The 26,963-nt window shown below is 76.5% G+C and carries 21 protein-coding genes and 2 pseudogenes; 14 read left to right on the top strand and 9 right to left on the bottom strand.

The genetic code is table 11. The features are described from left to right. Nucleotides 1-90 precede the first annotated feature (90 nt). The 3 genes from ACWIYF_RS12665 (at nucleotide 91) to ACWIYF_RS12655 (ending at nucleotide 7,530) form a co-directional block, all read left to right on the top strand. Nucleotides 91-2,994: a BTAD domain-containing putative transcriptional regulator gene (locus ACWIYF_RS12665; protein ID WP_448628487.1), complete on the top strand. Its 2,904-nt coding sequence runs from the start codon at nucleotides 91-93 to the stop codon at nucleotides 2,992-2,994. 1,012 nt (nucleotides 2,995-4,006) lie between these two features. Then, nucleotides 4,007-4,474, top strand: coding sequence for a hypothetical protein (locus ACWIYF_RS12660; protein ID WP_448628486.1), 468 nt, complete (start codon nucleotides 4,007-4,009; stop codon nucleotides 4,472-4,474). Nucleotides 4,475-5,163: 689 nt separating this feature from the next. Continuing rightward, on the top strand, nucleotides 5,164-7,530 hold the full coding sequence (locus ACWIYF_RS12655) for an AAA family ATPase (protein ID WP_448628485.1): 2,367 nt from the start codon (nucleotides 5,164-5,166) through the stop codon (nucleotides 7,528-7,530). Here ACWIYF_RS12655 and ACWIYF_RS12650 read toward each other — a convergent pair. The 3 genes from ACWIYF_RS12650 to ACWIYF_RS12640 are packed head-to-tail and all read right to left on the bottom strand — an operon-like array spanning nucleotide 7,481 to nucleotide 11,699. Then, on the bottom strand, nucleotides 7,481-9,730 hold the full coding sequence (locus tag ACWIYF_RS12650; protein WP_448628484.1) for a P-loop NTPase fold protein: 2,250 nt from the start codon (nucleotides 9,728-9,730) through the stop codon (nucleotides 7,481-7,483). The two genes, ACWIYF_RS12655 and ACWIYF_RS12650, sit on opposite strands and share 50 nt — an antisense overlap. A 45-nt stretch (nucleotides 9,731-9,775) precedes the next feature. Beyond that, nucleotides 9,776-10,315: a G/U mismatch-specific DNA glycosylase gene (mug, locus tag ACWIYF_RS12645; protein WP_448628483.1), complete on the bottom strand. Its 540-nt coding sequence runs from the start codon at nucleotides 10,313-10,315 to the stop codon at nucleotides 9,776-9,778. 4 nt (nucleotides 10,316-10,319) lie between these two features. Beyond that, nucleotides 10,320-11,699 (bottom strand): amidohydrolase family protein, encoded by a 1,380-nt coding sequence (locus tag ACWIYF_RS12640; RefSeq protein WP_448628482.1) that lies wholly within the window; start codon nucleotides 11,697-11,699, stop codon nucleotides 10,320-10,322. Between the two features lie 139 nt (nucleotides 11,700-11,838). Here ACWIYF_RS12640 and ACWIYF_RS12635 point away from each other — a divergent pair, with 139 nt between their 5' ends. Continuing rightward, nucleotides 11,839-11,991 carry a hypothetical protein gene (locus ACWIYF_RS12635; protein ID WP_448628481.1) on the top strand — a complete coding sequence of 51 codons (153 nt, stop codon included), beginning with the start codon at nucleotides 11,839-11,841 and terminating at the stop codon, nucleotides 11,989-11,991. 16 nt (nucleotides 11,992-12,007) lie between these two features. Here ACWIYF_RS12635 and ACWIYF_RS12630 read toward each other — a convergent pair whose 3' ends face one another. Next, nucleotides 12,008-12,469 carry a hypothetical protein gene (locus tag ACWIYF_RS12630; protein ID WP_448628480.1) on the bottom strand — a complete coding sequence of 154 codons (462 nt, stop codon included), beginning with the start codon at nucleotides 12,467-12,469 and terminating at the stop codon, nucleotides 12,008-12,010. Nucleotides 12,470-12,935: 466 nt separating this feature from the next. Here ACWIYF_RS12630 and ACWIYF_RS12625 point away from each other — a divergent pair. The 5 genes and pseudogenes from ACWIYF_RS12625 to ACWIYF_RS12605 form a co-directional block, all read left to right on the top strand. After that, nucleotides 12,936-13,118 (top strand): annotated as a pseudogene (locus tag ACWIYF_RS12625) (ATP-binding cassette domain-containing protein); the annotation flags it as partial. 40 nt (nucleotides 13,119-13,158) lie between these two features. After that, the gene (locus tag ACWIYF_RS12620) at nucleotides 13,159-13,545 is read left to right on the top strand and encodes an ABC transporter ATP-binding protein (protein WP_448628749.1); all 387 of its coding nucleotides are present in this window, start codon (nucleotides 13,159-13,161) and stop codon (nucleotides 13,543-13,545) included. Continuing rightward, nucleotides 13,542-14,744, top strand: a complete 1,203-nt coding sequence (locus ACWIYF_RS12615; protein ID WP_448628748.1) for a DUF6297 family protein — start codon at nucleotides 13,542-13,544, stop codon at nucleotides 14,742-14,744. The genes ACWIYF_RS12620 and ACWIYF_RS12615 overlap by 4 nt, the downstream gene beginning before the upstream one ends. Next, nucleotides 14,729-15,112 carry a hypothetical protein gene (locus ACWIYF_RS12610; RefSeq protein WP_448628479.1) on the top strand — a complete coding sequence of 128 codons (384 nt, stop codon included), beginning with the start codon at nucleotides 14,729-14,731 and terminating at the stop codon, nucleotides 15,110-15,112. Before ACWIYF_RS12615 ends, ACWIYF_RS12610 begins: the two co-directional genes overlap by 16 nt. Nucleotides 15,113-15,235: 123 nt before the next feature. Further along, on the top strand, nucleotides 15,236-16,405 hold the full coding sequence (locus tag ACWIYF_RS12605) for an FAD-dependent oxidoreductase (protein ID WP_448628478.1): 1,170 nt from the start codon (nucleotides 15,236-15,238) through the stop codon (nucleotides 16,403-16,405). On the opposite strand, the gene ACWIYF_RS12600 is transcribed toward ACWIYF_RS12605, so the two are convergent. Together ACWIYF_RS12600 and ACWIYF_RS12595 are read right to left on the bottom strand one after the other, a co-directional pair. After that, nucleotides 16,377-18,797 (bottom strand): HAD-IC family P-type ATPase, encoded by a 2,421-nt coding sequence (locus tag ACWIYF_RS12600; RefSeq protein ID WP_448628477.1) that lies wholly within the window; start codon nucleotides 18,795-18,797, stop codon nucleotides 16,377-16,379. The genes ACWIYF_RS12605 and ACWIYF_RS12600 overlap by 29 nt on opposite strands. A 72-nt stretch (nucleotides 18,798-18,869) precedes the next feature. Continuing rightward, nucleotides 18,870-19,877: a serine hydrolase domain-containing protein gene (locus tag ACWIYF_RS12595; RefSeq protein WP_448628476.1), complete on the bottom strand. Its 1,008-nt coding sequence runs from the start codon at nucleotides 19,875-19,877 to the stop codon at nucleotides 18,870-18,872. Nucleotides 19,878-19,909: 32 nt separating this feature from the next. Here ACWIYF_RS12595 and ACWIYF_RS12590 point away from each other — a divergent pair, with 32 nt between their 5' ends. The 3 genes from ACWIYF_RS12590 to ACWIYF_RS12580 all read left to right on the top strand — a co-directional run bounded on the left by ACWIYF_RS12590 (nucleotide 19,910) and on the right by ACWIYF_RS12580 (nucleotide 21,476). Continuing rightward, nucleotides 19,910-20,380, top strand: a complete 471-nt coding sequence (locus tag ACWIYF_RS12590; RefSeq protein WP_448628475.1) for a heme-degrading domain-containing protein — start codon at nucleotides 19,910-19,912, stop codon at nucleotides 20,378-20,380. A gap of 74 nt (nucleotides 20,381-20,454) precedes the next feature. Continuing rightward, on the top strand, nucleotides 20,455-21,156 hold the full coding sequence (locus ACWIYF_RS12585) for an AzlC family ABC transporter permease (RefSeq protein ID WP_448628474.1): 702 nt from the start codon (nucleotides 20,455-20,457) through the stop codon (nucleotides 21,154-21,156). After that, the gene (locus tag ACWIYF_RS12580) at nucleotides 21,153-21,476 is read left to right on the top strand and encodes an AzlD domain-containing protein (RefSeq protein ID WP_448628747.1); all 324 of its coding nucleotides are present in this window, start codon (nucleotides 21,153-21,155) and stop codon (nucleotides 21,474-21,476) included. The genes ACWIYF_RS12585 and ACWIYF_RS12580 overlap by 4 nt, the downstream gene beginning before the upstream one ends. 11 nt (nucleotides 21,477-21,487) lie before the next feature. On the opposite strand, the pseudogene ACWIYF_RS12575 reads toward ACWIYF_RS12580, so the two are convergent. Then, nucleotides 21,488-22,363, bottom strand: a pseudogene (locus tag ACWIYF_RS12575) (ketopantoate reductase family protein); the annotation flags it as partial. A gap of 163 nt (nucleotides 22,364-22,526) precedes the next feature. On the opposite strand from ACWIYF_RS12575, the gene ACWIYF_RS12570 reads away from it, so the two are divergent. Both ACWIYF_RS12570 and ACWIYF_RS12565 read left to right on the top strand, forming a co-directional pair. Continuing rightward, entirely contained in the window at nucleotides 22,527-23,288 is a 762-nt protein-coding gene (locus ACWIYF_RS12570; protein ID WP_448628473.1) for a class II glutamine amidotransferase, read from the top strand. Between the two features lie 82 nt (nucleotides 23,289-23,370). After that, on the top strand, nucleotides 23,371-25,011 hold the full coding sequence (locus tag ACWIYF_RS12565) for an amidase (RefSeq protein ID WP_448628472.1): 1,641 nt from the start codon (nucleotides 23,371-23,373) through the stop codon (nucleotides 25,009-25,011). Between the two features lie 26 nt (nucleotides 25,012-25,037). On the opposite strand, the gene ACWIYF_RS12560 is transcribed toward ACWIYF_RS12565, so the two are convergent. Both ACWIYF_RS12560 and ACWIYF_RS12555 read right to left on the bottom strand, forming a co-directional pair. Further along, nucleotides 25,038-25,874: an ABC transporter permease gene (locus ACWIYF_RS12560; protein WP_448628471.1), complete on the bottom strand. Its 837-nt coding sequence runs from the start codon at nucleotides 25,872-25,874 to the stop codon at nucleotides 25,038-25,040. Then, nucleotides 25,871-26,842 carry an ATP-binding cassette domain-containing protein gene (locus ACWIYF_RS12555; protein WP_448628470.1) on the bottom strand — a complete coding sequence of 324 codons (972 nt, stop codon included), beginning with the start codon at nucleotides 26,840-26,842 and terminating at the stop codon, nucleotides 25,871-25,873. The genes ACWIYF_RS12560 and ACWIYF_RS12555 overlap by 4 nt, the downstream gene beginning before the upstream one ends. Nucleotides 26,843-26,963: the final 121 nt, after the last annotated feature.

Here is a 26,963-nt window from a genome sequence, read left to right as displayed (position 1 = left end):
GCCCTTGGCACGCCCTTGCCGTGCCCCCGACCGGCGGGAACACGGTGCCGTTCCACCATTGGAGTCGGTCCAACCGCATATCCTCCGCGCGTGAGTTCCAGATCTTTCCGGGTGCTGGGGCCGGTGGAGGTCTGGCACGACGGCCGGCCGGTCCCCCGCCAGACGCCCCGCCACCGCGCCGTCCTCGCGGCCCTGCTGGTCGACGCCGGCGCCACCGTTCCGCTCGACGTGCTCGTCGAGCGGGTCTGGAACGGCTCACCGCCGGCCGCGTACCTGGGCACGCTCCAGGCGGTCATCTCCAAGCTGCGCCGCGAGCTCGAGCCCGGTACCGGTCCCGGCGCGTGGCAGGTGCTGGTCACCCGCGACCCCGGCTACCGGCTGGAGGTGGCTCCGGAGGACGTCGACGCCCTCCGCTTCACCGCGCTGCTGCGCGAGGCCCGCGGCTGCGCCGAGCGCGGCGAGCTCGAGGGCGCCCGCGCGGCCGTCGGCGAGGCGCTGGATCTCTGGCGCGGCCCGGCCTACGCCGACGTCGCCGAGACCTTCGCCGTCGAGGAGGCCGCGCGGCTCGAGCAGCTGCGACTCGACGCCCGCGAGCTGGCCGCCGACCTCGACCTGCGCCTGGGCCGGCACGCCGAGCTGGTCGAGGACCTGCGCGGGCTGGTCCGGGCCGAGCCGCTGCGCGAGGGCCTCCGCGGCTCGCTGATGCTGGCGCTCTACCGCGCCGGCCGGCAGGCGGAGGCGCTGGCCGTCTACGACGAGGGCCGCCGGCTGCTCGCCGACGAGCTGGGCGTCGACCCGGGCCGCGAACTGCAGACCCTGCACGAGCGGATGCTCCGGCAGGACCCCGGCCTGTCCCGGCCGGCGCCTGCGCCCGCGGCGGCGCCGGTCCCGGCACCGCGGCCTGCTCCCGAGCCGGCCCGTCCGGAGACCCTCCCCGTGCCCCTGACCGCGTTCATCGGCCGGGAGCGCGAGCTCGACGTCCTGGGCGCGACGCTGGCCGCGCAGCGGCTGGTGACCCTGGTCGGCCCGGGCGGCAGCGGCAAGACGCGGCTGGCCCTGGAGGCCGCCCGCCGGAAGGCCGCCGCCGGCCTGCCCGCCACGCTGGTCGAGCTCGCCGGCGTCGCCGACCCCGACCTGGTCGCCGGCGAGCTGGCGAGCGCGCTGGGCGTCACCCTCACCGCCGGGGACGCCGTTCCCGCGCTGGTGCCCGCGCTGCAGGGCCGCCCGCTGCTGCTGGTCCTGGACAACTGCGAGCACGTCGTCGACGCCGCGGCCGACGTGGTCGCGGCGCTGATCGCCCGCTGCCCGGAGCTGCGCGTCCTGGCCACCTCGCGCCAGCCCCTCGGCCTGCCCGGCGAGGCGGTGGTGCCGTGCGGCCCCATGCCCGCCGGCGACGCCGACAGCGACGCCGTCCGGTTGTTCCTCGACCGGGCCCGGCTGGCCGCGCCGCACCTGGCCGACCCCTCGCCCGAGGAGCTGGCCCTGGTCGGCACGGTGTGCGCGGAGCTGGACGGGCTCCCGCTGGCCGTCGAGCTCGCCGCGGCGTGCCTGACCACGCTGCCGCTGGCCGAGGTCGCGGCGCGCGTCGACGACCGGTTCGGCCTGCTCTCCGGCGGCTGGCGCACGGCCCGGCCGCACCAGCGCACGCTGGCCGCGACCGTGCAGTGGAGCGTCGACCTGCTCGACGCCCGCCAGCTGGCCGTGTTCCGTGCCGTGTCGGTCTTCCACGGCAGCTTCGCGGCGGACGCCGTCGAGGCCGTGGCCGGCCCCGACGGGCCGGGCGGCACCCTGGAGCCGCTGCGCGCGCTCGCCGCCCAGTCGCTGGTCGAGGTCGACCACGGCCGGGGCCGCTACCGGATGCTGGAGACCCTGCGGCAGTACGGCGACCAGCTCGTCGACGACGACGAGCGCCGGGTGCTCCGCGACCGGCACGCGTCCTTCATGGCCGACCTCGCCACGCGGCTGGAGCCCACGCTGCGCCGCCGGGACGGCGCGGCGAGCTGGCTGCGGCTCGATGCCGAGCAGCCGAACCTGCGCGCGGCGATGGCGCACGCGCTGGCCACCGGGCAGGGCGCGATCGCACTGCGCATCGCCGGCTCGCTGGGCTGGTGGTGGTACCGGCGCGGCCACGTGCAGGAGGGCCGGCAGTGGCTGGCCGAGGCGTTGACCGCCGCGCCGGACGCGCCGGTCGGCGTCCGGATGCAGGGCCTGCTGGGCGACGCGCTGCTGGCCTACCTCACCGGCGATGTGGCGTCGATCTGGGCGCGGACCAACGAGATCATCGAGATCGCGCCGGAGGACGAGGGCATCCTCGCCCTCGCCCTGGTGCTCCGCGGCTTCGTCCGGGCGCTGCTCGGGCACGTCGACAAGGACAACGAGACCGCCCGCGACGTGGCCCGCGGGATGGCGGTCGCGGAGGTGTGCGGCATCGACTGGGTGCGGTCGGAGATCGCGATGACCCTCGGCCAGTTCTCCCGGGCCGACGGCAACCCCGACGCCGCCCTCGAGCACCTGGACCGCGCCGCCGAGCTGGCGCGGGGGTTCGGGCACACGTGGGCCGAGTGCTCGGCGCTGTGGATCCGCGCGAAGGTGCTCATCGAGGTGGGCCGCGCCGTGGAGGCGCTCGACGCGGTCGCGGGGGCGGTCGCCCTGGCCGTCGGCGACGGCGACCGGACGTCGACCCTCGCCGGGCTGCTCACCGCCGCCGGGGCGGTCACCGCCGCGGGCGACCCGCGCTCGGCCGCCGTCCTGCTCGGGGCCGTCGACACGCTGGCCCGCCGGATCGGCTACGACCCCCGGCGCATGGACCCGGTCGACGGGCGGCGCTACGTCGCCGACACAGAGGCGGCGCTCTCAGCGGACGGGTACGCCGCCGCCGTGGCCGAGGGCAGCGCGCTCGACCTCGCCGCGGCCGCCGCCCTCGTGGCGGAACTGGCCGGCCGGCCGTCCCCGTCGTCCGCCCGGCCGGCGGCCGGGAGGATCTGGGCGCCCTGACCGGCCGGCCGCCGCGCGGCCGCCCACCCGTAGCCGCCGGTGAGGACGGCGGCGACGAGCAGGAGCACGTAGCCCCACAGCCGCGGGTCGCCGGCGTCGACCTCGGACCGGTACCGGACCAGCACGACCAGCTCGAGCACGCCGAAGACCGTGTAGGCCGCCGCCGGCACCCGCAGCCGGTCGAGGTCCCGCTCGGCGATGGCCAGGGCGGCGGCGAGCGCGAAGGCGAGCAGCCAGGCGCCGATCACCTGGGCGGACAGCGGCGTCAGCTGCCACGGCCAGGGGCCGGTGACGGCGGTGTCGTGGTGGTGGACGGTCAGGTTGCCGGCGAACAGCGTCGTCCCCGCGGCCCCCAGCACGAGACCCTGCACGGCCAGGACCGCGGCCAGCCAGGCCGGCATCGGCCGGCGGACCTCCGGCGCCGGGCCGCGCACGATCTCCTGCCGGCCGATGACCGCCAGGCAGGCGAACGGGACGACGAGGTAGACGCCGAGCCAGACCCAGGCGGTCAGCTTCGTCGCGGTGCCGCCCTCGGTCAGGAGCAGCCGGTGGGCGTGGACCAGCGTCGCGACGAGGGTCAGCGCGGTGAACGCGCCGACGGTGATCACCGGGACGCGGATGTCGGCCCACCGCCGGCGCCGCAGGCTGAGCACCGACAGCACGCAGCCCGCGGCGAACGCGGCGCCGAGGAAGCCGGCGGTCGCCGGCCGGTCGATGCGCCAGGCGAACGGCTCCGCCGGCGTCGGCGGGGAGAGCAGCAGCGCCTGGACCGCGAGCAGGGTGAGCCCCGCGAACGCGACGAGGAGCATCCGCGTGCCGGGCTGGACCCGGCCTTCGGCAAAGGGCGTCGATCGCACGCCGTCAGCCTGACCCGGCAGCACCTCGCCGGGCATGACCAGAACTGACTGTCTTTGCCGCTGCGCCGGTCCCGGAGGGGGCCGATCGTTCCCGCGGAGGGCGCTGGGCCGGGATACTGCCCGCGATCCCGCCTCCGGCGAGAGGGTGGTGCCCCGTGACCCCGCGCTCCCCGTCCCCGTGGTCCGGCGCGCTGGCCGGCTACGTCGCCAGCCGCACCATGGACGTCGCGACCACGGCGTTCTACCGGCGCCAGAGCGAGACGTCCAAGCGCCGCGAGCAGGAGCTGGCCCCGGGCGGCACGCTGGTCGGTCTGGGCAGGCAGCTCGGGCGGGTGGTCGGCCGGTCGCTCGACGACGAGGCCGCCGGCCGGGTCGGCGTCGCGGTGCACCGCAGCTTCGGCGTGGGCTACGGGGTGCTCGCCGCGGCGCTCACCCGGCGCGGCATGTCGCCGCTCGCCGCGGGCCTCACCGTCGGCGCGGCGGCTTTCCTCGTCGTCGACGAGGGCACGTCCCTCCCCCTGCTGACCTCCTATCCCCTGGTCAGCCACGCCCGTGGGGTCGTCGGCCACGCGACGCTGGGGCTCGCGCTCGGCCTGCTCCTGCGCGCGACGCGGGCCGGGTGAGGCGCGGGCCGGACGGCGGACATGGCTGACGGGACGATCGAGGTGCGGCTGCTCGGCCGCTTCGAGGTGCGCCGGGACGGCGTCGCGCTGCCGCCCTTCCCCCGCCGGGACGCCGCCGCCCTGGTGAAGCTGCTGGCGCTCACCCGGGGCCACCGCCTGCCCTGCGAGCGGGTGGTCGACGCGCTGTGGCCCGGCCTGCTCCTCGACGAGGCCCGCCCGCGGCTGCACAAGGCCGCCCACTACGCCCGCCGCACCCTCGGCACGCCCGAGGGCGTGGCGCTGCGCGACGACTGGGTGGCGCTGCTGCCCGGCGGGCCGGTCACGGTGGACGCCGAGCGGTTCGAGGCCGCCGCCACCGCGGCCCTGGCCGAGCCGTCCGCGAGCCGCCCCGCCGCCTGCGCGGCCGCCGTCGCGCTCGCCCCCGACGAGCTGCTCCCGGACGACGAGTACGAGCCGTGGGCCCGGGAACCGCGGGCGCGGGTGCGCGACTCGCGGCTGGCGCTGCTGCGCGCCGCCGGCCGCTGGGAGGAGGTCCTGCAGCTGGCCCCGGCCGACGAGGAGGCCCACCTCGCCCTGCTGCGCCGTGCCGTCGACGCGGGCAACGGGGCCGAGGCGCTGCGGCGCTACGACCCGCGGACGGCCCGCGGCTGGTCGAGCGCGACGCCGAGCTCGACCGGCTCGCCGCGGCCGTGGACGCCACGGTCGCGACCGGCCGCGGCCTCGTCGTCCTGCTCAGCGGCGAGGCCGGCAGCGGCAAGACGGCCCTGCTCGCCGAGCTGGTCGCCCGCGTCGCCGGCCGGGTCGCCGTCCTTCAGGCCGGCTGCGACGACCTGCTCGCGCCCCGGTCCCTGGACCCGTTCCGGGACCTGGCGCAGGCGGTCCCGGGTGAGCTCGCCGACGCCCTGGCCGCCGGCGGGCAGCCCGAGGCGGTCTTCCCCGCGCTGACCCGCCTGCTCGGCGCCCGGCCGACCCTGCTCGCGCTGGAGGACGTGCACTGGGCCGACGACGCGACGGTCGACGCCGTCCGTCACCTGGCCCGCCGCGTTGCCGGGTTGCCCGCCCTCCTGCTGCTCACCTGCCGGGAGGACGAGCTGGGGCTGGCCCATCCCCTGCGCAAGGTCCTCGGCTCGCTGCCCCGCACGGCGTTGCTGCGGATCCCCGTGCGCCCGCTCAGCCTCGACGCCGTCGCCGCGCTGGCCGGGTCCGCCGCCGACGCCCGGCGCGTGCACCGCGTCACCCGCGGGAACGCCTTCTACGTCACCGAGATCCTCGCGGCCGGCGACGGCGGCCTGCCCGCGACCGTGCGGGACGCCGTCCTGGCGCGGCTGGCCGGCGTGTCCGCGGAGGCGCAGCACCTCGTCCAGCGCCTGGCCGTCGTCCCCTCGCGGGTCGGCCGGACGCTGGCCGAGCACCTCGCCGACGGCCGCCTCCCACCCCTGCTCGAGGCCGAGCGGGCCGGCGTGCTCTCCGGGGACGCGGCGCACGTCTGGTTCCGGCACGAGATCGCGCGCGCCGCGGTGCTCTCCACCCTCACGTCCGGGGAGCTCGTCGCCGCCCACCGGGAGGTGCTCGACGCGCTGCTGCGCGAGCCGGTGCCGGACCTCGCCCGGGTGGTCCACCACGCCCAGGCCGGACGGCGGCCCGACGTCCTGGTCGACATCGGCCCGAAGGCGGCGGCCGACGCGGTGCGGGCCGGCGCCTACCGCCAAGCCGCGGCCACGCTGCAGGTCGTGATCGAGGCCGGGTCGGGACTGCCGCCCGGGACCCTCGGCCGCCTGCTGGCCGACCACGCGTCGTCGCTGTACTACCTCAACCGGTTCGAGGAGGCGTTCGCCAGCGCGTCGCGGGCCGTGGCCGTGGCGCGGGAGGCCGACGACGTCCCCCTGCTCGCCGACGCCCTCATCGTGCTGTCGAAGGCCGCCTTCTGGGCCCGGGGGCCGCTGGCCGCCCGGGACGCCGCCGCGGCGGCGGTGACGGCCCTCGCGAACGGCGGGGACGACGTCCGGCGGGCCGCGGCCCTGGCGTGCCTCGCGCGGTCGCACAGCAACCTCGGGACCGTGGGCATCGTGGCCGAGCCCGGGGCGGAGTGCACCCGCTACGCCGAGCAGGCGCTGGAGCTGGCCGAGCGCGCGGACAGCGACGAGATCCGCTGCCAGGCGCTGTTCTACGTGGGCAGCGGCCGGCTCGCCGACGGCGACGAGCGCGGCACCGCCGACCTGGAGCGCTCGATCCGCCTCGCCTCCGAGGACCCGCACCTGGAGCTGCGGGTGCGGGCGTGCGTCAACGCGGCGGGCAGCGCCTACCGGTTCGGCCGGTTCGCCGACGCCGAGCGCTACGTCGACCTGGGCCTGCGGCTGGCCGAGCAGTGCGAGTTCTTCGGCGGGGAGTACCGCCTGCGGCTCACCCGGGCCGCCGTCCAGGCCGGCTCCGGACGGTGGGACGAAGCGATCGCCGGGCTGCGCGCCCTGCTCGCCACCCCGGGCGACCCGGCGGCGATGGGCCTGCAGGCCCGCTGCCTGCTCGCCCGGCTGCTCGGTCGCCGGGGTGATCCGGGGGCGGCGGCGGTGCTGAGCGCGGCGGACGCCGCGCCGGAGGTGCGCAGCGAGATCTTCGTGGCCGGGCCGGTGGCCGCGGCCGAGGTGGAGCTGGCGTGGCTCCGCGGCGACGTCGCGGCGATGCCGGAGCTGGCCGCCGACGTCCTGCGCGAGGCCGCGGCGGCCGGGCACCGCGGCAGCCGGTCGGAGCTGCTGCGGTACCTGCAGCGCGCCGGTCACCCGGTGACCGTGCCGGCGGACGCGATCGGGCCGTGGGCGACGGGGCTCGCGGGGCGCCCCCTGGACGCGGCCGCCGCCTGGGCGGCTCTGGGCGAGCGGTACGAGGAGGCCGTGGAGCGCGTGCTGACGGGGATCGCGGCGGAGCGGGCCCGCGGGCTGGCCGCGCTCGAGCGGCTCGGCGCCACGGCCGCGATCGCGGCGCTGCGCCGGACGGTTACGCCGAAGGCCGGTGTCAGGCGCGGTCCGGGCCCACTAGCTGGATCAGGTTGGCCGCGGCGATGAAGAGCGGCAGGTCCGAGGCCGGCAACCGATCCGGGACGGCCTCGATGCCTCGCTGCGCGAACGGCTCCCGCAACGCGTCGAGCAGATCGCCGTCCAGGGTGGCGACGTCGTCCCTGCGCAGCAGGGCACCCACGGCCTTGGGGTCGGCCAGGCACAGCACGACCCACAGCACCAGCCGTCGCTGGATCTCTTCGGACGGCGGGCTCTCGGTCCGGTACAGCGCGATCTTGACGAAGCGGTGCACGTTGACCGCGCGCTTGATCTCCCGGGCGTTGTCGTCGAGCAGCCGGTGGTACAGCGCCATGGCGTCCGCCTCCGCCAGGGTGTCCGCCATCGGCACGTCGACGAACTCGCCCAGCGTCGGCGGCGCGACGTGGGACATGTCGATCTCGAGTCCCTGCTTGACCCGGCCACCCACCGAGGGGTGGGGCGACGCGACGGCAGTGGTCGCAGGCTCCGGCGCGGGCGGCACCGTGAACAGGGATCGGACGTAGGCGGCCCGCGTCGCTCCGCTCGTCGGGGGCAGGTGGATCGAGAACTGCACGATCTTCTCGAGGTATTCGTGCGGGAAGTCCTCGTCCAGCTGGTACTCGGGCGGGAGGTCCGCCTCCGCGGAGTCGCGGTAGTGGCGATAGACGGCGCGGCGGACCATGTCGCCGTCGATCGCCAGCAGCGTGTACACGTCGCTCTGTGCGAGCACCACGTTGATCGCCTGCAGGATCTCGACGACCTTGTCCTCGGCGCACCGGTCCAGGTCGTCGACCATCACCACGACTCGCAGCTCCTTCTTGTGGCGACGCAGGGCGGCGAGGGTGAAGCGGAGATCGCTGACGACATCGTTCTGATACCCGCGGCGGACGGCGTGGTCGGGCCGTGCGAGGTACTCGTGCACCCGTTGCGACACCGGCCGCGTGAGCCGGTACGCCGCTCCCACCAGAACGAGCAGACCGACGACGGCCGGACTGACCGCGGTCAGCGTGAGCAGGATCGGGTCGTCCGTCTGGGCGGTGACGACGTCCCACCCACTGAGCACCGCGACCAGGACTGCGAGCCCGATCGCGAGTGCGGCGCCCGTTCCCGCCCCCACGAGGCCCGCGCGCCGGTGGTGCCACGCGTAGCTCCAGCGCAGCACGAGTCGCTGCCGGCGGGTCAACGCGGACTCGACGGCCGCGATCACCTCGACAGCGAGGCCCGCCCATGCCTGTTCGGCGTTGTTGTAGACCCAGGCGTTGAAGTCGACGGACAGCAATCGCCTGCCTGTCGGATCGCTCGCCGCTTGTCGCTCGGCCTCGCCGCGCACCAACCGCAGGAACGAGGACTTCCCCTTCCCCCAGGGGGCCTCGACTCCGATGCATATCGGGCCCGTGCCTTCATGCATCAGCAGCTTCGCGGTGGTCGACGCGAGGCCGGTCATGCCGAGGGCGTCGACGTCGGCGGGCCTATCGGCCGCGAGCGCGCTCGCCTCGTAGGTGATCCGATCCCGCGACGGCCGGGGGCCCGGGAACGGCGGCAGCCGCGTGACCGGGCCGATCAGCTCGGTCAGCCAGTCGAGCTCCCGTTCGGGCGGGCTCGTCAGGACGAGCAGGACTCCGCGTGGCAGCACGTTCACGATGTCGGTGACGTGCTGCAGGACGTCGTCGCCGTCCACGAGAAGCACCAGGCACTCGTCCGGCGCGAGCACCGGCGTCGACGCATCCGCGGAGGCGTATCCGGTCGGCGGCCCGATCGCCGAGAACAGGTCACCGGGGTCGCTCAGGGTCAGCCGTCCGGCCGAGCGCGCGAGCGGGAGCCGCTCGTCGACGAGGCCTGACCACGGAGACGACGCGGCCACCCGTCTGGCGAAGCGGAGCCAGTGCGCACCCTGCTCCTGGTCGACGAGGTCGCCCAGGGTGACCGGCTGCCGGCTGCGCACGGCCTCGACGTCGCTGACGAACGACGCGAGCATCGTGCCGAGAGCAGCCGGACCGGAGATCACGTAACGGGCGGTGAGGCACCGTCGGGCGACCTGATCCGAGACGCAGAGTCGCTGCAGTGCGTAGAGCGTGTTGCCGTCCGGTACGACGACGATGCGTCTGCCCAGACTGGCGTCTTCCTCGCGGTCCATGAGGCGCAGGAAGTCTCCGGCCCAGTCGTCCGGATTCGGCTCCGGGGCGAGCTTCGACGTGCGCGGAAGACTCGTTGCGGGAGGTGCCTCGCTCATGACGGCTCCCCCTCTCCTCGCCCTGGGAAAGTCTGGCAGAGCGGGTCAGGCCGGAGGAGCGCCCGAAATCCCCGATGATCGGGCGGGACCGCGCAGCTGGCCGTAGAGCCGCGCCAGGTCGGGCAGCTGGTGGTGGGCGTTGAGCCCGCTGGGGTTGGGCAGCACCCAGGTCTCCGCGCCGCCGATCCGCTCCGGCTGCAACCCCAGGCCCGCCTTCGGCCGGCGGAAGGCCAGCCGCCACGCGGTGACCCCCAGGACGGCGACCGCGCGCGGCCGGTGCTCGGCGACCAGCCGGACCAGGGCGTCGGCGCCGGCGTGCAGCTCGGCCGGCGCGAGCTCCGCCGCCGTCCGGGTGGGACGGTCGACCAGGTTGGTGACGCCGAGCCCGTAGCGGGGCAGCTCGCGGTCCTCGTCCGGCGTGAGCCGGCGCGGGGTGAGCCCGGCCAGGTGCAGCGCCGGCCAGAAGCGGTTGCCCGGCCGGGCGAAGTGGTGCCCCCGCGCCGCCGACAGCAGCGACGGGTTGATGCCGACGAAGAGCACGTCGAGGTCGGGGGCGAGGACGTCGGGCAGCGGCTTGGCCGGCATCCGGTCAGCCGATCCGTACCGACGGCGTCCGGGCGGCGGGGGGGCACCACTCCTCGCCGCGGACGCCGGCGGCGTCGACCAGGTGCTCGTTCGACGCGGCCGCGAGCCCGATGACCGCGCGCAGGTCCCGGGCGAGGAAGGCGCCGTCGCGCTTGACCCAGCGGCCGGCCACGAGGACGCCGTCGACGTTGGCCGTCGTCGCGGCGAGCACCACCGCGCCGACGGGGTCGCTGACCGGCGCCAGGTTCGGCGCGTCGGCGCGCAGGAGCAGCACGTCGGCCTGCTTGCCCGGCTCGAGGCTGCCGATCCGGTCGTCGAGGCCGCAGGCGCGGGCGCCGTCGAGGGTGGCCATGGCCAGCATGTCGCGGGCGGTCAGCGGCACGCGGTCGAGCATCTCGCCGCGGGCCAGGGCGGCCGCGTGCGCGGCGCCGCGCTCCAGCGCCAGCGCGACCCGCATGGCGCCGAACAGGTCACCGCCGACGTTGGTGCACACGTCGGCGGACAGCCCGGTCGGGATGCCCCGCGCGCGCAGCCGGGAGGTCGCCGCCGGGCCGTGGCCCATGTTGGCCTCGACCTCGGGCGCCACCGACGCCCGGCCCCCGGTGGCGGCGATCGCGTCCAGCTCGCCGTCGGAGAGCATGTTGCAGTGCACGTAGGTCGTCTCGGGGCCGAGCAGGCCGCGGCGTCCCAGCTCGGCGACGTGGCCGCGAGCGCCGGTCAGCCCGCCGCCCACGTGCACGGTGACCGGGAGGCCGAGCTCGCGGGCCAGGCCCCAGTCCTCCGTCGCCGTGTCGGCGTCGGAGAACTCCGGCCCGCGCACCGCCATGGCCAGGGTGACGCGGGCCGTGTCGTCGGCGCCGGGACCCGACCGGAGGCGGGCGACGTCCCGGGTGTGCGGTGAGAGGTCCCGGCGCAGCGCCTGGTCGTTGCTCCCGCCGTAGGCGAAGACCGCCCGGCCGCCGGCGTCGAGCAGCGCCTGCCACGCGGCGTCGGCGTGCTCGGGGCCGTTGATGTTGTGCGACCAGTCGACGACCGTGGTCACGCCGGCGTCCAGCGCCTCGACCGCGCCGAGCAGCGTGCCGGCGTAGGTGTCGGCGGGCCGGAAGTGCCCGCCCAACCGCCCGCGCATCCGGGCGAAGTACTGCCCCAGCGTCCAGTCGCAGGCGATGCCGCGCAGCGCGCTCTGCCACAGGTGCCGGTGGGTGTCGACCAGCCCCGGCAGCACGATGCGGGCGCGGGCGTCGACGACCTCGGCCCAGTCCGGCGGGTCCACGGCGCCGACGGCGGCGATCCGGTCGTCCTCGATCAGGACGTCGCCGCGGAAGGGCTCGGAGCCCGCGGCCATCGGGATCACCCAGCCGCCGCGGAGCAGCGTCGAAGTCATGGGCGCAGCATCGTGCGCGGCCGCTCGTTCCGGCCAGTCGCCAGGCGTCGCCGGGCACCGCGAGCATCCGCGGAGGGCCCAAAGACCCTGCCACATTCTGGGGATCGACCAGTCATGTGAGTGCGGTCACGCTGGGTCCATGCAGCCGGCAACGCTCTCCCCGTCTCGCGAGTTGGCGCGCCTGGCCGTGCTGCGCCGCCGGCGGGCGGCGGTGCACCGGGCGACGTCAGCCGCGGCGCAGCACGCGCTGAACGGGAGCCTGTTCCTGTCAGCGACCTACTCGAGGACGTAGCGGCGCGCCTGCGCTGTCAGGCCATGGCGCCTGCCGGGGCCTCCTGCCGCGGGATCGACGGCACACCGGCCCCCGTCCATGCCCACATCGTCCAGTGGTAGCTGCCGTCCTCCTCGACCTCGTACTCGATGACGTTCATCACCTCGGCGAGGCGGCTCAGTGTTCCCGTGGCCGACGGGCACGTTCCCCACACACCGAAGCTGGCCTGATAGCCGGGGCCGGTCTGGCGGCCCACGCCGCCGCCCACCCAGTCGGCGACGTCTCCGCTGTCCGTGATCATCAGCACGTGGCCCTCACCGGAGAGGACCCCGTTGGGGCGGAAGGTCTGACGGTAGGTGCCGGTGTCCGTGATCTCCTGTCCCACGAGGGTCCCGCGTCCCTGGAAGGACACCTCGAGCCAGACCTGCTGGCCCTCCGACGGCAGGACCCTGATGCCTGTGAACTTGCCCGAGCACTCACCCAGTCGCTCGCCGAGCATGGCCTCACACCTCCCACGGTCAGGCTCACGCGCCGTCGTGGCGATGAGCCCGACCGCAATCGACGGTCGTTGCCTCGCCAGGACGGGAAGGGGATCCGTGCCGACGCGCTGAGCCCGCAGGGAGCAGATCCCCTGCACCGACCTCGGGCACTCCGCGGTGCAGCACACCGCCGAGTGCCCCCGGGATGCTCGTCCTCCCACGAGGGGCGGGCAACCAGGTCGCTCCCCCCTCGTGATGGACGGCACGGGCGATCGGCACGGTGTCGCCGTTCAGGTACGCCGCGCCACTCTTGGTGAGCCCCGCGGGCATCGCACCGCGGGGCCTCGCCGGCCGTTCCGGCCGGTGGCGGCGCGCTCCGGTTACCGTGACCGCGGGATGACTGCGCGAACCGGCCCGGACGGCGTGCTCGCCGCCGACGGCCTGCTCGTCGGCTACGGCGAGGTCCCGGTCTGTGCGCGGGTCGACCTCCGGGTGGGTCCGGGCCGGGCGGTGGGCGTGGTCGGTCCGAACGGCGCCGGCAAGTCCACGCTGCTGCGCACGCTGGTGGGGCTGCTCCCGCCGCTGGCCGGCACGGTCCGCTACGGCGGGGCGGCGGTCGACGAGCGGCAGGCCGGCTTCCGCAGGGACGTCGCCGCCGTCCTGGACGACGACGCCTTCTTCGCCGCGCTGACCGGCCGCGAGCACCTGCTTGCTGACCGCCCGAGGGCACGGTGTGGCCGACGGCGACGAGGTGGTCGCCGCCGAGGTGGACGCGTTCGGCCTCACCGAGCGCGTCGACTCGCTGCCGTCGGCGCTCTCCTCCGGCCAGCGCCGGCGCCTGGCGCTGGCGGCGGCCTTCGTGCGCCCGGCCAGGCTGCTGGTCCTCGACGAGCCGGAGCGCCGGCTCGACGCCGGCATGCGCACCCGGCTGGCCGCGCGGCTGGCGCAGCGGCGCGACGCGGGAGCCGCGGTGCTCTTCGCCAGCCACGACCCCGCCCTGGTCGACGCCCTGGCCGACGAGGTGCTGGTGGTGGACGACGACGAGTGCCGGCTCCTCGACGCGACCGGGGCCGTGAACTTCCTGGACCGGCTGTGACCGTCGCCGTGGGTCCGGTCGCGGACGCCGGGGCGGAGCTCAGCGGCGTCGCGGTCCGCCGGGCGACCCGCCGGGCCGCCGCCGCCCGCGCGGACACCACCCTGCTGGCCCGGGTCGGGGATGCCGTCGGCGTGCTGACCTCGGTGGCGGTCGGCATCGCGGTCGCGGGCGGGGCCCTCGCCTCGCTGCGGGAGGACCTCGTGGTTGCCCCCGCCCCGATCGCGGGCACGGCGCTGAGCGGGGTGGCGGCGACTGCCGTGGGCGCCGTCCTGGCGCTGGCCGCACTCGTGCTGGTGCTCGACCGGCTGGGCCCGGTGAGCAGCACGCCGGCCGCGGCCGCCTGGTGGCTGCCGCTGCCGGCGGACCGGCGGGGCCTGCTGCTCGGCGAGCTCGGCCGGACGACGGCGGCCGTCGTCGTGACCGCGGTCGTGCTGGCGCTGCCCCTCGTCCTGGCGGTGCCGTCCTCGCCGACGCCAGGCTCGGTGCTGACCGGCGTCGGCGCGACAGCGGCGGCCGCGGCGACCGCTGTGGGCGCGACCGCGCTGCTGCAGACCCGCGGACGCGGCGGCCGGCTGGGCCCGCTCGCGGCAGCGGTGGCGGTGCTGACCGCCGTCGTGGCCGCCGGCGCGGGCACCGCGGGCGCGCTGGGGGCGGCTCTTCCCGGTCTGCCCGGGGTGCCCGCTCCCCCGGCCTGGGCCGCTGGCGTGCTGGTCGCGGCCGCCGCGCTGCTGCTGGGTGCGGCCGCGCACGGCCTCGGCCGGCTCGATGCGGGCCGGCTTCGGGCCACGGGGGTCACCGTCCAGTACGCGACCACCTCGTTCCTCAGCCTCGACACCCGGGACCTCGGCCGGGCGCTGTCCGCGCGGCCGCGGGCGCCGCGGCGCAGCCGCCGCTTCGGGCGGGTGCGCGGGCCGGTGCAGGCCCTGGTGGCCGGCGACCTCGCCGCCCTCGCCCGGGGCCGGTGGCAGCTCGGGCAGCTGGCCGCCGCCGTGGCCGTCCCGGTGCTGATCGCGCGGACCGAGGGGCTCGGCGCGCTGCCCGTGGCGGTCTGGGTCGGCTGCCTGGCGGGCTGGGGACTCGCCGCGGTGGCGGCCGGCCTGCCGGGGCGGCAGGCGCAGGCGGCCCGGAGCTGGACCGGCTGCTGCCGCTGTCGGCCGCTGCGGTTCTCCGGGCGCGGACCGTGGTGCCACTGGCGCTGACCGCCGCCGTGGGCACGCTCACCGGGCTGCTGCTCGGGCTGGGCACCGGAGCGGTCCTCCTGTGGACGGCGCTCGGGCTGGGCACCGCGCCGGTCTGGGCCGCCGCGGCGGTCCGTGCCGCGTACCGGCCGGAGCTGGACTGGTCGGGTCCGGTCATGGCCACGCCGTTCGGGCCGGCCCCGGTCGGTGTCGGCGCCACCCTGGTGCAGGGCGCCGACGTCGCGGTCGTCGGCTCCCTGCCGTGGCTGCTGGTCCTGCTCCGCGGCGGCCCCACGCCCGCGCTCGTCGCCGTCCAGCTGGTCTGGTCGCTGCTGCTCGCCGCCGGCACGCTCGCCGTGCTCGAGCACCGCGCCCGCTCCCGCGACTGAGCGGCCCACTCGGAGAGACTCGGTGGCCACGCCGCGAGATGCGCGGTCTCGTGGCCATCCGGCCCGGGAAGCCACGAGACCGCGCATCTCGCCGCGCGGGCGGAGCCCGGCCAGGATCGCGGCATGGACCTCGCGGGACTGCGCGTCACGGTCGTCGGCGCGGGCATCGGCGGGATGGCGACGTCGCTGCTGCTGGCCCGGGCCGGAGCCGCGGTCGCCCTGCACGAGCGGGTCGCGGAGATCGCCGCGGTCGGCGCCGGGCTGCTGCTGCAGCCCAACGGACTGGCGGTGCTGTCCGGCCTCGGCGTCGACGGGCCGCTGCGCACCGGCGGGTACGCCACCGCCGACGGCGTGCCGGTCCGGACGACGGACGACCGGCCGCTCAGTTCCCTGCACGTGCCCGACTTCGGCCCCGGCCTGGACACGATGCTCGCCGTCCGTCGCAGCGCGCTGCACGAGGTGCTGCTCGCCGCCGTCCGCGCCGAGCCCGGCATCGACCTGCGCCTCGGCGCCGAGCTGACCCCGGGAGACGTGCAGCGCGCGACCGCCGACCTCCTCGTGGGCTGCGACGGCGTCTCCTCCGCCGTCCGGTCGGCCGGCGCGTTCGGCGCCCGCGTGCGGAGCACGGGGAACGTGTACCTCCGCGGCCTGGTCCCCCGCGACGGCGCGGGGTTCGCGGGCGAGTACTGGAGCCCCAGCGGCCTCTTCGGCGGCGCCCCCGTCGACGCCACGACCCAGTACTTCTACGCCTCGGCCACCGCCCCCGCCGTCCGCGCCGCGGTCGCGGCCCGTGACCTCCCCGCGCTGAGAAACGCCTGGTCCGCCGCCCTGCCTGTCGCCGCGCCGGTGTTCGACGCCGTCGAGCGGTTCGACGAGCTGCTGGTCAACGAGGTGGTCCGGGTCGACTGCGCGCGGTGGTCCGACGGCCGCCGCGTCCTGCTCGGCGACGCCGCCCACGCCATGGCCCCGAACGCGGGGCAGGGCGCCAACAGCGCGCTGGTCGACGCCGCCGTCCTGGTCACCGAGCTCGAACGCGCGAGCGGCCTGGACCCGGCGCTGACCGCCTACACCGCGCGCCGGCGGCCCGCCGTCCGGAAGGTGCAGGACGCGGCCGACCGCCTGGCCCGCGCCGCGCACCTGCGGCCGCGGCCGGCGCGGGCGCTGCGCGACACGCTGCTACGAGCGCTGGACGGTCGCGCCGGCGTGGCCGAGCGGCTGGTCCGCGGCATGCAGCAGGAGGACCCGGCGACGCTCCGGGCGCTGGTCACCTCGCTCGACGCCCGCCCGGCGTAGTCGCCTCGGGGTGCCCGGCCCGGCCGGAGAACCGGTGCACCAGCTCCACCAGCACCGCGCCGGCCGCGGCCAGCGGCGCGGCCACCAGGAAGGTCGACGGCGTCAGCGCCAGCAGGAAGACGTCGGTGCGCAGCACCGGCACGCCGAACGCCAGGACGACGAGGCCGGCCATCGCGGCGACGAGCGCCAGCTTCCACATGACCAGCGGGCGGGCCAGGACGACGAGGGTCCACAGCGCGATGCCGAGCACGACGAGCGTCGCCGTCGTCCGGGCGCCGGCAACACTGGAGCCGGGCCCGAGCTGCCGCATGAGCGCGTAACCGCCGAACGCCGCGGCCCCCGTGACCACCCCCGTCGGCACGGAGAAGCGCAGCACCCGGGACAGGAAGCCGGGCACGTACCGCCGGAGGTTGGGGCCCAGCGCCAGGAAGAAGCCCGGGACGCCGATGGTGACCATCGAGATGAGGGTCAGCTGGATCGGCTCGAGCGGATAGGCCACCAGCGTGAGCACGGTGATCAGGGCGAGCACCAGGCTGTAGACGTTCTTGACCAGGAACAGGTTGGCCGCGCGCTCGATGTTGGCGATCACCCGCCGGCCCTCGGCCACCGCCTGGGGCAGGTGGGCGAACCGGCCGTCGAGCAGCACCAGCTGCGCCACGGCGCGGGTGGCCGGCGAGCCGTTGCCCATGGCCACGCCGATGTCGGCGTCCTTGAGCGCCAGGGCGTCGTTGACGCCGTCCCCGGTCATGGCGACCACGTGCCCCCGGCGCTGCAGCGCGCCGACCATCGCCCGCTTCTGGTGCGGCGTCACCCGGCCGAAGACGCCGTGCGCCTCGACCGCCGCGGCCATGGCGTCCGGGTCCTCCGGCAGGGTCCGGGCGTCGACGGCGTCGGCCGCCCCGCCGACCCCGGGGACGCCGACCGCCGCGGCCACCGCACCGACGGTCCGCGGGTTGTCGCCGGAGATGACCTTGAGCGTCACGCCCTGCTCGGTGAAGTAGCGCAGCACGTCAGCGGCGTCGTCCCGGATCCGCTCGGCGAGCACGACCAGGGTCACCGGCCGCAGCCCGCCCGGCAGCCGCGCCTCGCTGTCCCCCACCGGCCACGGCTCGGCGGAGCGGGCCAGCAGCAGCACCCGCCGTCCCTCCGCGGCCAGCGCGTCGGCCCGCGCCCGCGCGGCGGCCTGCTCCCCGGCCGACGGGGTCGGCAGCACCATCTCCGGCGCGCCCAGCACCCAGCCCGTGCCGGCCTCGGTGCGGACGGCGGACCACTTGCGGGCGGAGGTGAACGGCACCGCGTCCGCCACCCGCTGCCCGTCCGGCGAGGGGAAGGCGACCGCGAGCGCGGCGGCGGTGGCGTTCTGCCCGTCGGCCGCGGCGAGCAGCGCCAGGGCGGCCGGCGCACCGTCGGCGTCCCCGAGCGGCTCCAGCCGGTCGAACGCGACGTCCCCGTGGGTCAGCGTGCCGGTCTTGTCCAGGCAGACGACGTCGACGCGGGCCAGGCCCTCCACGGCGGGCAGCTCCTGCACCAGCGTGCGCCGCCGGGCGAGGGTGACCGTGGCGACCAGGAACGCGAGCGTCGTCAGCAGGACCAGGCCTTCGGGGATCATGCCGACCAGCGCGCCGACCGTGCCGGTCACCGCATCCTTCCAGCCGCGGTTGTCCGCCGTCTGGAACTGGCTCCACAGCACGAGGGGGCCGACGACGACCAGGCCGACGGCGATCCAGCGCAGGATCCGGTTGGTTCCGGCGACCAGCTCGGAGAAGGTGCGGGTGAACCGGCGGGCCTCGCTGGCCAGCCGGGCGGCGTAGGCGCCGTCGCCGACGGCGGTCGCCTGCACCCGCGCGCGGCCGGCCACCACGATCGACCCCGAGAGCACCTGGTCGCCGGTCGCCTTGGCCACCGCCTCCGACTCGCCGGTCAGCAGCGACTCGTCGACCTCCAGCCCCGCGCTGTCGTGCACCACCCCGTCGACCGGCACCTGGTCCCCGGCGGTGAGGACGAGCAGGTCGTCGAGCACCACCTGCTCGACGGGCAGCTCCCGCTCCGCGCCGTCGCGCACGGCCCGCGCCCGCGGGGCGTTGAGCACGGCCAGCCGGTCGAGGGTCCGCTTGGCCCGCAGCTCCTGCACGATGCCGATCAGCGCGTTGGCCACCACCACGCCGCCGAACAGCGCGTTCTGCCAGCGGCCGGTGAACAGCACGAGCACGAACAGGGTCGCCAGCAGGCCGTTGAAGACGGTGAAGACGTTGGCGCGGACGATCTCCGCGGTGGTGCGGCTGGTCCGCACGGTGGTCGTGTTGGTGGCGCCGGCCGCGACCCGCTCGGCGACCTCGGCCGCGGTCAGCCCGGCGGGGCCGGTCCCCGCCGGCGCCGGGGCCCGCGTCTCCACTCCCCCACCCTGGGCCCGCGGACCCGTCGCGCGCAGGGCCCTAGGACCTCCGGCCCCGGGCAGTCCGGCCCGTCACGGCGTCAGCCGCTCGCGCAGCAGCCGGGCCGGAGGCCAGGCGCCGTCGGTGGTGTTGGACAGGACCGTGTGCGTCAGCCCGCGCTCGGGGTCGTGCACGCTGCGGAAGGAGACGCCGGCATCAGCGCCCTCGAGGATCACGGCCGGACCGGTCGGGTGCAGCCAGCAGCCGAGGCCGTAGCGCATCCGCTCCCCGGGGACCTCGCTGCGCGGCCGCACCATCTCGGCCACCCGATCCGGCGGCAGGATCCGGCCGGCGAACAGCGCCCGCCACAGCGCGTGGACGTCGGCGGCGGTGGTGAAGACGCCGCCGTCCCCGCTGCCCCGGACCGGTAGGTGCAGCACGTTGGTCCGCAACCCCTCGGCCTCCAGGTAGCCCAGCGCGGTGCGCGCGGCCGGCTCGTCCGAGCGCAGGAACGCGGTGTCGGCCATGCCCGCCGGCCCGCAGACCCGCTCGGCGACCAGCCGCCGGAAGGACGCGCCGGCCGCCCGCTCGGCGATCAGGGCCAGGACGACGAAGCCGCCGTTGTTGTAGGCGAACCGCTCCCCCGGCGCGGACACCTGCGGGTGGCCGTCGAGGACGGCGAGGTAGTCCTCGGTGCACGCCAGCCGGTGCACCGGGACGTCGAGCACGTAGTCGGTGAACGACGTCGTGGCCGACTCGTCGAGGTAGTCGCCGATGCCCGACCGGTGGGCCAGCAGGTGTTCGACGGTCACCCGGTCGTCGATCAGCGGGAGGTCCGGCCCCAGCACCGAGCGCGCCGTCGTCTCCAGCGACAGGACGCCGTCGGCCACCAGGCTCAGGACGACGAGCGCGGTGAGCCCCTTGGTGCCGCTGGCGATGCCGAAGCGGGTGTCGACGGTGTTCGGGATCCGCAGGCCGCGGTGCGCGAACCCGTAGGCCCGGGCGAACGGCGGCCGCCCGGCGCGGTCCACCCGGACGACGCCCGAGAAGCGGGTCGCGGCGGCGGTGCGGTCCACCGCCTCCGTGAGGTCGTCGTCCACGGGCCGACCCTAGGACCCGGTAGGAACGAGCCATGACCGACGACTTCCCGTCCGTGGCCGAGCTCGCCGCCGAGGAGCAGGAGCTGCAGTTCACCTCCTTCACCAACGACGACGCGTGGGACCTCGGGTCGGCGCTGGTGGCCGCCGCCCGCCGGGACGGCGCGCCGGTGGCCGTCGAGATCTCCCGCAACGGCCACCGCCTGTTCCACGTCGCCCTGCCCGGTGCCACGCCGGACAACGCCTCGTGGATCGAGCGCAAGACCCGGGTGGTGCAGCGGTTCGGGCACAGCAGCCTCTACGTGCGGCAGGCCAGCATCGAGCGCGGCACCACGTTCGAGGAGGAGTTCGGCCTGGACCCCCAGCTGTACGCGGCGCACGGCGGCGCGTTCCCCGTGCTGGTGCGGTCGGTCGGGCCGGTCGGCGCCGTGGTCGTCTCCGGCCTGCCGCAGCTGGCCGACCACCGGATGGTGGTGGCCGCGATCCGCGCGCACCTCGCCGAGTAGCCGCCTTCCGCCGCGTCAGAGGGCTGCAAGCGGCGCGGAAGGGCGCCGGAAGGCCGGCCCGCCACCCTCGCGGCATGACGACGATCTCCGTCCCGGGCCCGACGCGGACCGCGGACGAGTGGCTGGCCGGCGCCCGCGCGGCGGTGCCCTTCCTGGTCGGCCTCACGCCCTTCGGGGTCAGCGTCGGCGCGGCGGTGGCCGCCAGCGCCGACCCCGTCGCCGCCTGGGCCGGCACCCTCCTGCTCTACGGCGGCAGCGCGCAGCTCACCGTGCTGCAGCTGCTCGGCGACGGCGCCCCGGTGTGGACGGCGGTCGTCGTGGCCACGCTGGTCAACGCCCGGCTGCTGGTCTACAGCGGTGGGCTGGCGCCGCTGTGGGCCGGCGCTCGGCCGTGGGCGACGGTCCTCGGCGCGGCGACGATCGTGGAGCCCACCTGGGCGCTGGCCGAGCAGCGCCGCCGCACGGGGAACGTCGTCGGCGCCCGCGTCCACTACGCCGGCGCGGCGACCGCCCTGACCGTCGGCTGGACGGCCGCGGTCACCCTCGGCACCGTCGTCGGCCGCGTCGACGGGCTGGCGCGGCACCTGGCGGTCGCCGTCCCGCTGTGCCTGGTCGTGCTCGTGGCGCCGCACCTGCGGCTGCCCGGCGGGGTCGCCGCGGTGGTCGCCGCCGTGGGCACCGCGGTCGCCGCGCGGTTCGTCGTCCCCGGCTTCGAGCTGCTGCCGGCGATGGCCGCCGCGGCGCTCGCGGGCGCGCTGGCCGGGCGGCGGTCATGAGCGCGCTGTGGACCGTCGTCCTGGTGGTGGGCGCGCTCAGCCTGGCCTTCCGGCTGCTGCCGGTGCTCGCCGTCGGGCGGTTCGGCCTCTCCGAGCGGACGGCGGAGCTGCTCCGGCACGCGGGCACCGGCGCCGTCGCCGCGCTCGTCGTCCTCGGCGTGCTGGGCGGCCGCGGGTCGGTGCGGCCGGACCCGGCGGTGCTCGCCGCCGTCGTCCTGGGCGGCGTCCTGGCGTGGCGCGGCTGCTCGACGGCCCGCGTCGTCGTGCTCGGCGGCTGCGCCCACGCCGTCGTCGCGGGGGCCGTGGCGCTGCTCGGGTAGCGGGCGCGCAGGTCGGCGACCAGCCGCCGGGTCACCGGGACGTCGATGCCGTTCCGGTCGGCGGCGCGCAGCACGGCGCCGCCGATCGCCTCCAGCTCCAGCGGCCGGCCGGCCTCGGCGTCGCGCTGCATCGACGAGCGCATGCCGGCGGGCAGCGTGCCGAAGAAGGCGACGACGGCGTCCGCGTCGGCCGGCGCCCCCTCGGCCCGCGCGACGGCGGCCGCCTCGGCGACGGCGGCGGCCACCTCGTCGCCGCGCCGGTCGCGGACCTCGCCGACGGGAGCGGCCTCGTGCGTGGTGAGCAGCGCGAACGGGGCGAGGAAGGTCAGCTTGCCCCACAGCGCGGCGACCTCGTCGCCGACGACCCGGACCTCGACCCCCGCCGTCCGCAGCGCCGCGGCGAGCGGCTCGGTGCGGGCCGCCGCCTCGGGCCGCGGAGCCAGCTCGACCCGCGCGAACGGGCTGTCGTGCCGCACGTGCCCCGGCGCCGTCCGGCTGGACTCCACGCGGATCGTCCCCGCGACCACCGCGGCGGCCGGGCAGCGGTCGCGCAGCAGCGCGACGTGCTCGACGCCGTTGAGGAACGGCACGAGCAGCGCGTCGCCGAGCACGTCGGCCGGCAGCCGCTCCAGCGCGGCGTCGAGCTGGGTGGCCTTGACCGTGACCAGGCAGGCGTCGACCGGTTCGGCCAGCCGCTCGGCTGCCCGCACCGGGACGGCGAAGTCGCCGAACAGCGCGCTGCTGACCGAGATCCCGTCCCGCGCCAGCGCGGCCACCGTGCTCGCGCCGGCCAGGCAGACGACGTCCGCGCCGCTGCGGGCGAGCAGGCCGGCGAGCAGCCCGCCGACCCCGCCCGGACCCAGCACGGCCACCCGCAGCGCGCTCATGCCGCCGACGCTAACCCTGGTGCCCCCGGGACGGCTGGGGACGGTGAGCAACGCCTCGGCGCGGAAGCCGGACTCCCCGCCGGGAGCGCGGCATCGTGGAAGGCAGGACCGACCGTCGGCGGCGCGGCCGCGGCGACACCTCTCGAGGAAGACGACCTCCCCCATGTGCCGACTCCTGGGCTGGGCCGCGCGCGTGCCCACCTCGCTCCTCGACCTGCTCGGCGAGGAGGACCTCGACGCGTTCACCGAGCTGTCGTGCAAGCACGCCGACGGCTGGGGGCTGGCGCGCAGCACCCGCCGGGGCGTCGAGGTGCGCAAGCAGGCCGACGCCGCCCGCAGCAGCGCGGAGTTCGCCGATCGCGCCCGCAACGGCAGCGCCGACCTCGGGCTGGCGCACCTGCGGTGGGCCACCCTGGGCTTGAGCGTCCGCCGGGAGAACACCCATCCGTTCACCGATGGCCGGGTGGCGTTCGCGCACAACGGCTCGATCAAGCCGCCGGGGGCGCTGGACCGGCTGCTCCCCCGCCGGGCCCGCCGCAGGCGCCGGGGCGACACCGACAGCGAGCGGTTCTTCCTCGCCGTCCACTCCCGGATGCGCGAGGGCGCGGCGCCCGGCGACGCGCTGGCCGGGACCGTCGCCGAGATCGCCGCCACCACGGAGTTCACCAGCCTCAACTGCCTGCTGCTCACGGCCGACGCGCTCTACGCCGTCTCCCGCGTCAACACGGCGGCGTCGCAGGAGTTCGACGAGGGCCCGGACTACTACGACCTGCGCTACCGGGTCACCGACGACGCCGTCGTCGTGGCCTCCAGCGGCTGGGGGCGGGACTGGCAGGAGCTGGCGAACGGCGACCTGCTCGTCGTCCGCCGGGGCACGCTGGAGACCGAGGTCCGCTCGATCGACGAGCTGGTGCCCGCCGCGTAGCTCACGGCGGCGGGCGGTCTCTCCGCGCGCGGGCAGGGTCCAGGAGGGAGGCTTGCGGTGCCCGCCGAGCAGTGGAGGTCCCGTGTCCGCCGTCCCGCCCGCCCGCCGCCGGCTGCGCCGGCTCGGCCTGGTCGCCGTCCTCACGCTCGTCGTCCCCGCCTGCGGCACGGAGCTGCGGCCCGCCGCCCGGACCGTCCCGGGGCAGGAGCTGGACGCCGCCACGATCCCCGAGCTGCAGGAGCAGCTGGAGTCCGGCGAGCTGACCGCCGTGGACCTCACCGAGAGCTACCTGGAGCGCATCGACGCCCTGGACGGCGACCTCGGCGCGGTGCTGCGGGTCAACGAGGACGCCGTCGCCGAGGCGAAGGAGAGCGACCGCGTCCGCGCGGAGTCGGGGCCGCGCAGCGCGCTGGAAGGCATCCCGGTGCTGCTCAAGGACAACGTCGACACCGCGGGCCTGCCCACGACGGCCGGCTCGAACGCGCTGCTGGGCAGCCGGCCCGACGACGCCACGATCACCCGCCGGCTGCGCGACGCCGGCGCGGTCATCATCGGCAAGGCCAACCTGTCGGAGTGGGCCAACTTCCGCGGCGAGAACTCCACCAGCGGCTGGAGCGCCGTCGGCGGGCAGACGAACAACCCCTACGTCCTCGACCGCAACCCGTGCGGCTCCTCCAGCGGCTCGGCGGCCGGGGTCGCGGCGTCCCTGGCCCAGGTCGCCGTCGGCACCGAGACCGACGGGTCGATCGTCTGCCCGTCGGGCCAGACCGGGGTCGTGGGCCTCAAGCCGACGCTCGGCCTGGTCAGCCGGGACGGGATCGTGCCGATCTCGGCGGAGCAGGACACCGCCGGCCCGATCGCCCGGCACACCGTGGATGCCGCGATCCTGCTGTCGGTCCTCGCGGGCGCCGACCCGGCCGACGCCGCCACCGCGGAGACCCCCGCCGACCTCGACGCGGACTTCGCCGACCTCGACACCGACGAGCTCGAGGGCGCCCGCATCGGGGTGTGGGAGCTGTCCGCCGAGCAGTCCGAGGCCGTCGACGACGTCACCGAGGACGTGTACACGCGCGCGGTCAAGGAGCTGGAGGCCGCGGGGGCGACCACGGTGCCGGTCTCGCTGCCGTTCCAGCAGGAGATCGGGGACGGCGAGCTCCCGGCGCTGCTGGCGGAGTTCCACCGCGACATCGACGCCTACCTGGCCGCCACGCCCGGCGACCACCCGGCCGACCTGGCCGGGCTGGTCGAGTTCAACGCGCAGGACCCGGCCGAGCTGAAGTTCTTCGGCCAGGAGCTCTTCGAGCAGGCGCTGGCGGCGCCGCTGCCCGCCGACGACCCGGCGGTGCGCCAGACGCGGAACACCATCCGCGACCTCGCCCGCCGGTCGATCGACGAGACCCTCGCGCAGGGGCCGGGACCCGGGGACGACCTGGTCGCGATCGTCGGGCTGACCAACACCCCCGGCTGGATCACCCGCTACTTCAGCGAGGACGAGGCCGCCGACGAGTTCGTCTACAGCACCTCCGGCCCCGCCGCCGTGGCCGGCTACCCGAGCGTGACCGTGCCGGCCGGGTTCGCCGGGCCGCAGGAGGCGCTGCCGGTCGGCATCTCCTTCATCGGCACCCGGTGGGACGACGCCGACCTGCTCGACCTCGCCGCCGCGTTCGAGACCGCGGACCCGGCTCGCCGGGCGCCGGAGTTCCTGGCCACGGTCGGCGACTGACCGCCCGGCCGCCGTGGCCGGCCGGCTCAGCGGCTGCGGTAGAGCCGGGTGGTCAGCGGCAGGAACACCAGCGCGAGCACGGCCGCCACCGCGAGCGACACCAGGATCGCCGGGACGTCGGGGCTGCCCGTCATGAGCGAGCGGGACGCCGTCGCCAGGATCGAGATCGGGTTGACGTCCACGAAGGCCTCCAGCGGCCCCGGCAGGGTGGCCGGGTCGACGAAGACGTTGGACACGAACGTCAGCGGGAAGATCCCCATGAAGCCGGCGTTCATGACCGCGTTCGGCGAGCGCAGCAGCAGCCCGAGCACCGAGAACACCCAGGACAGGCCGAAGGAGAAGACGACGACCAGCCCCAGCGCGGCCAGGGTCCCGGGCGCTCCGCCGTCGGGCCGGTACCCGAGCGCCAGGCCCAGCACGATGATCACCGTGCCGGCGATCACGTAGCGGACGCTGTCGCCCAGCAGCGACCCGAGCAGCGGGGCCGGCCGCCAGATCGGCAGCGACCGGAACCGGTCGACGACACCCTTGGTCATGTCGGTGTTCAGCGCGACGCCCGAGTAGACGGTCGTGAACAGCACGGACATCACCAGCATGCCGGGCAGCACGTACTCGAGGTACGCGCCGGTGGAGCCGGCGATCGCGCCGCCGAACAGGTAGGTGAACATCAGCACGAACATCACCGGGGTCACCGTGACGTCGAGCAGCTGCTCGGGGACGTGCTTGACCTTGAGCATGCCGCGCCAGCCGAAGGTGAGCGCGGTCGCGAGCGGCCCGGGCCGCGGCGGGCGCGCGGTGCTCGCGATCGCCCGGCGGACGGCGGCGGTGTCGGCCGAGTCGGGGGTCGTGGTGGCAGTGGTCATGACGGCTGCTCCTCCAGGGCGGGCTCCGGCTCCTCGGCCGCGTGACCGGTGAGGGCCAGGAACACCTCGTCGAGGCTGGGCTGGGCGAGGGCGAAGTCGGCGAGGCCGAGGCCGGCGCGAGCCAGCTCCGCGATCCCGGCGGCCGCCCGTCCAGCATCGGAGCACGCCGCGGACAGCGCGGCCGGGTCGGGTTCGAGCAGGATCGGCCCGACCACCTGCTCCAGCACGGCCGCGGCCGCGGGCCGGTCGCCGGGGTCGAGCAGCCGCACGTGCAGCGAGCCGCCGCCGACGGAGCTCTTCAGCTGGCCGGGCGTGCCCTCCGCGATCACCCGGCCGGAGTCGATGACCGCGAGGCCGTCGGCGAGCTGGTCGGCCTCCTCCAGGTACTGGGTGCACAGCAGGATCGTCGTCCCCCCGGCGACCAGCGCCCGGGCGATCTCCCACACCTGGTTGCGGGAGCGCGGGTCCAGGCCGGTGGTCGGCTCGTCGAGGAACATCAGCTCGGGGGTGACCACGATGCTGGCCGCGATGTCCAGCCGGCGCCGCATGCCGCCGGAGAAGTGCTTCACCAGCCGGCCCGCGGCCTCGGCGATGCCGAAGGCCTCCAGCAGCTCGTCGGCCCGCCCCCGCGCCGCCGCCCGGCCCAGGCCCAGCAGCCGGCCCAGCAGGATCAGGTTCTCGCGGCCGGTGAGCTCCTCGTCGACCGAGGCCAGCTGGCCGGTGAGGCTGACCGCGCCGCGGACCGCGTCGGCCTCGGCCACGATGTCGTGGCCCAGCACCCGGGCGGTGCCGCCGTCGGGCGCGATGAGCGTGGCCAGCATCCGGATCGTCGTCGTCTTGCCCGCGCCGTTGGGCCCGAGGACGCCGTAGATCGACCCGGCCGGCACGGCCAGGTCGATGCCCGCGACCGCCTGCGTGCTGCCGAACGACTTGGTCAGGCCGGTGGCCTCGATCGCCAACCGCGTCATGTCCTGTTCCTCTCCGCGCGCCGGAGCGCCCAGCGTCGGACTTCGAGTGCGCTGGAGGTCAAGGGCGGCTTCCGCGCCCCCGGAATCTCCTCTGCCCCTCTGACGGAATTGGCGCGCGGAA

Source organism: Geodermatophilus sp. URMC 64, assembly GCF_053502555.1.
The sequence above is the reverse complement of the archived record's forward strand: the minus strand, read 5'-3'. Positions and strand labels throughout refer to the sequence as shown.

What these genes read in the sequence shown, in the direction of transcription:
- ACWIYF_RS12650 (WP_448628484.1), bottom strand. Translation starts at nt 9,730, where the DNA reads ATGAGCGAGGCACCTCCCGCAACGAGTCTTCCGCGCACGTCGAAGCTC.
- mug (WP_448628483.1), bottom strand. Translation starts at nt 10,315, where the DNA reads ATGCCGGCCAAGCCGCTGCCCGACGTCCTCGCCCCCGACCTCGACGTG.
- ACWIYF_RS12640 (WP_448628482.1), bottom strand. Translation starts at nt 11,699, where the DNA reads ATGACTTCGACGCTGCTCCGCGGCGGCTGGGTGATCCCGATGGCCGCG.
- ACWIYF_RS12635 (WP_448628481.1), top strand. Translation starts at nt 11,839, where the DNA reads ATGCAGCCGGCAACGCTCTCCCCGTCTCGCGAGTTGGCGCGCCTGGCC.
- ACWIYF_RS12630 (WP_448628480.1), bottom strand. Translation starts at nt 12,469, where the DNA reads ATGCTCGGCGAGCGACTGGGTGAGTGCTCGGGCAAGTTCACAGGCATC.
- ACWIYF_RS12605 (WP_448628478.1), top strand. Translation starts at nt 15,236, where the DNA reads ATGGACCTCGCGGGACTGCGCGTCACGGTCGTCGGCGCGGGCATCGGC.
- ACWIYF_RS12590 (WP_448628475.1), top strand. Translation starts at nt 19,910, where the DNA reads ATGACCGACGACTTCCCGTCCGTGGCCGAGCTCGCCGCCGAGGAGCAG.
- ACWIYF_RS12585 (WP_448628474.1), top strand. Translation starts at nt 20,455, where the DNA reads ATGACGACGATCTCCGTCCCGGGCCCGACGCGGACCGCGGACGAGTGG.
- ACWIYF_RS12580 (WP_448628747.1), top strand. Translation starts at nt 21,153, where the DNA reads ATGAGCGCGCTGTGGACCGTCGTCCTGGTGGTGGGCGCGCTCAGCCTG.
- ACWIYF_RS12570 (WP_448628473.1), top strand. Translation starts at nt 22,527, where the DNA reads ATGTGCCGACTCCTGGGCTGGGCCGCGCGCGTGCCCACCTCGCTCCTC.
- ACWIYF_RS12560 (WP_448628471.1), bottom strand. Translation starts at nt 25,874, where the DNA reads ATGACCACTGCCACCACGACCCCCGACTCGGCCGACACCGCCGCCGTC.
- ACWIYF_RS12555 (WP_448628470.1), bottom strand. Translation starts at nt 26,842, where the DNA reads ATGACGCGGTTGGCGATCGAGGCCACCGGCCTGACCAAGTCGTTCGGC.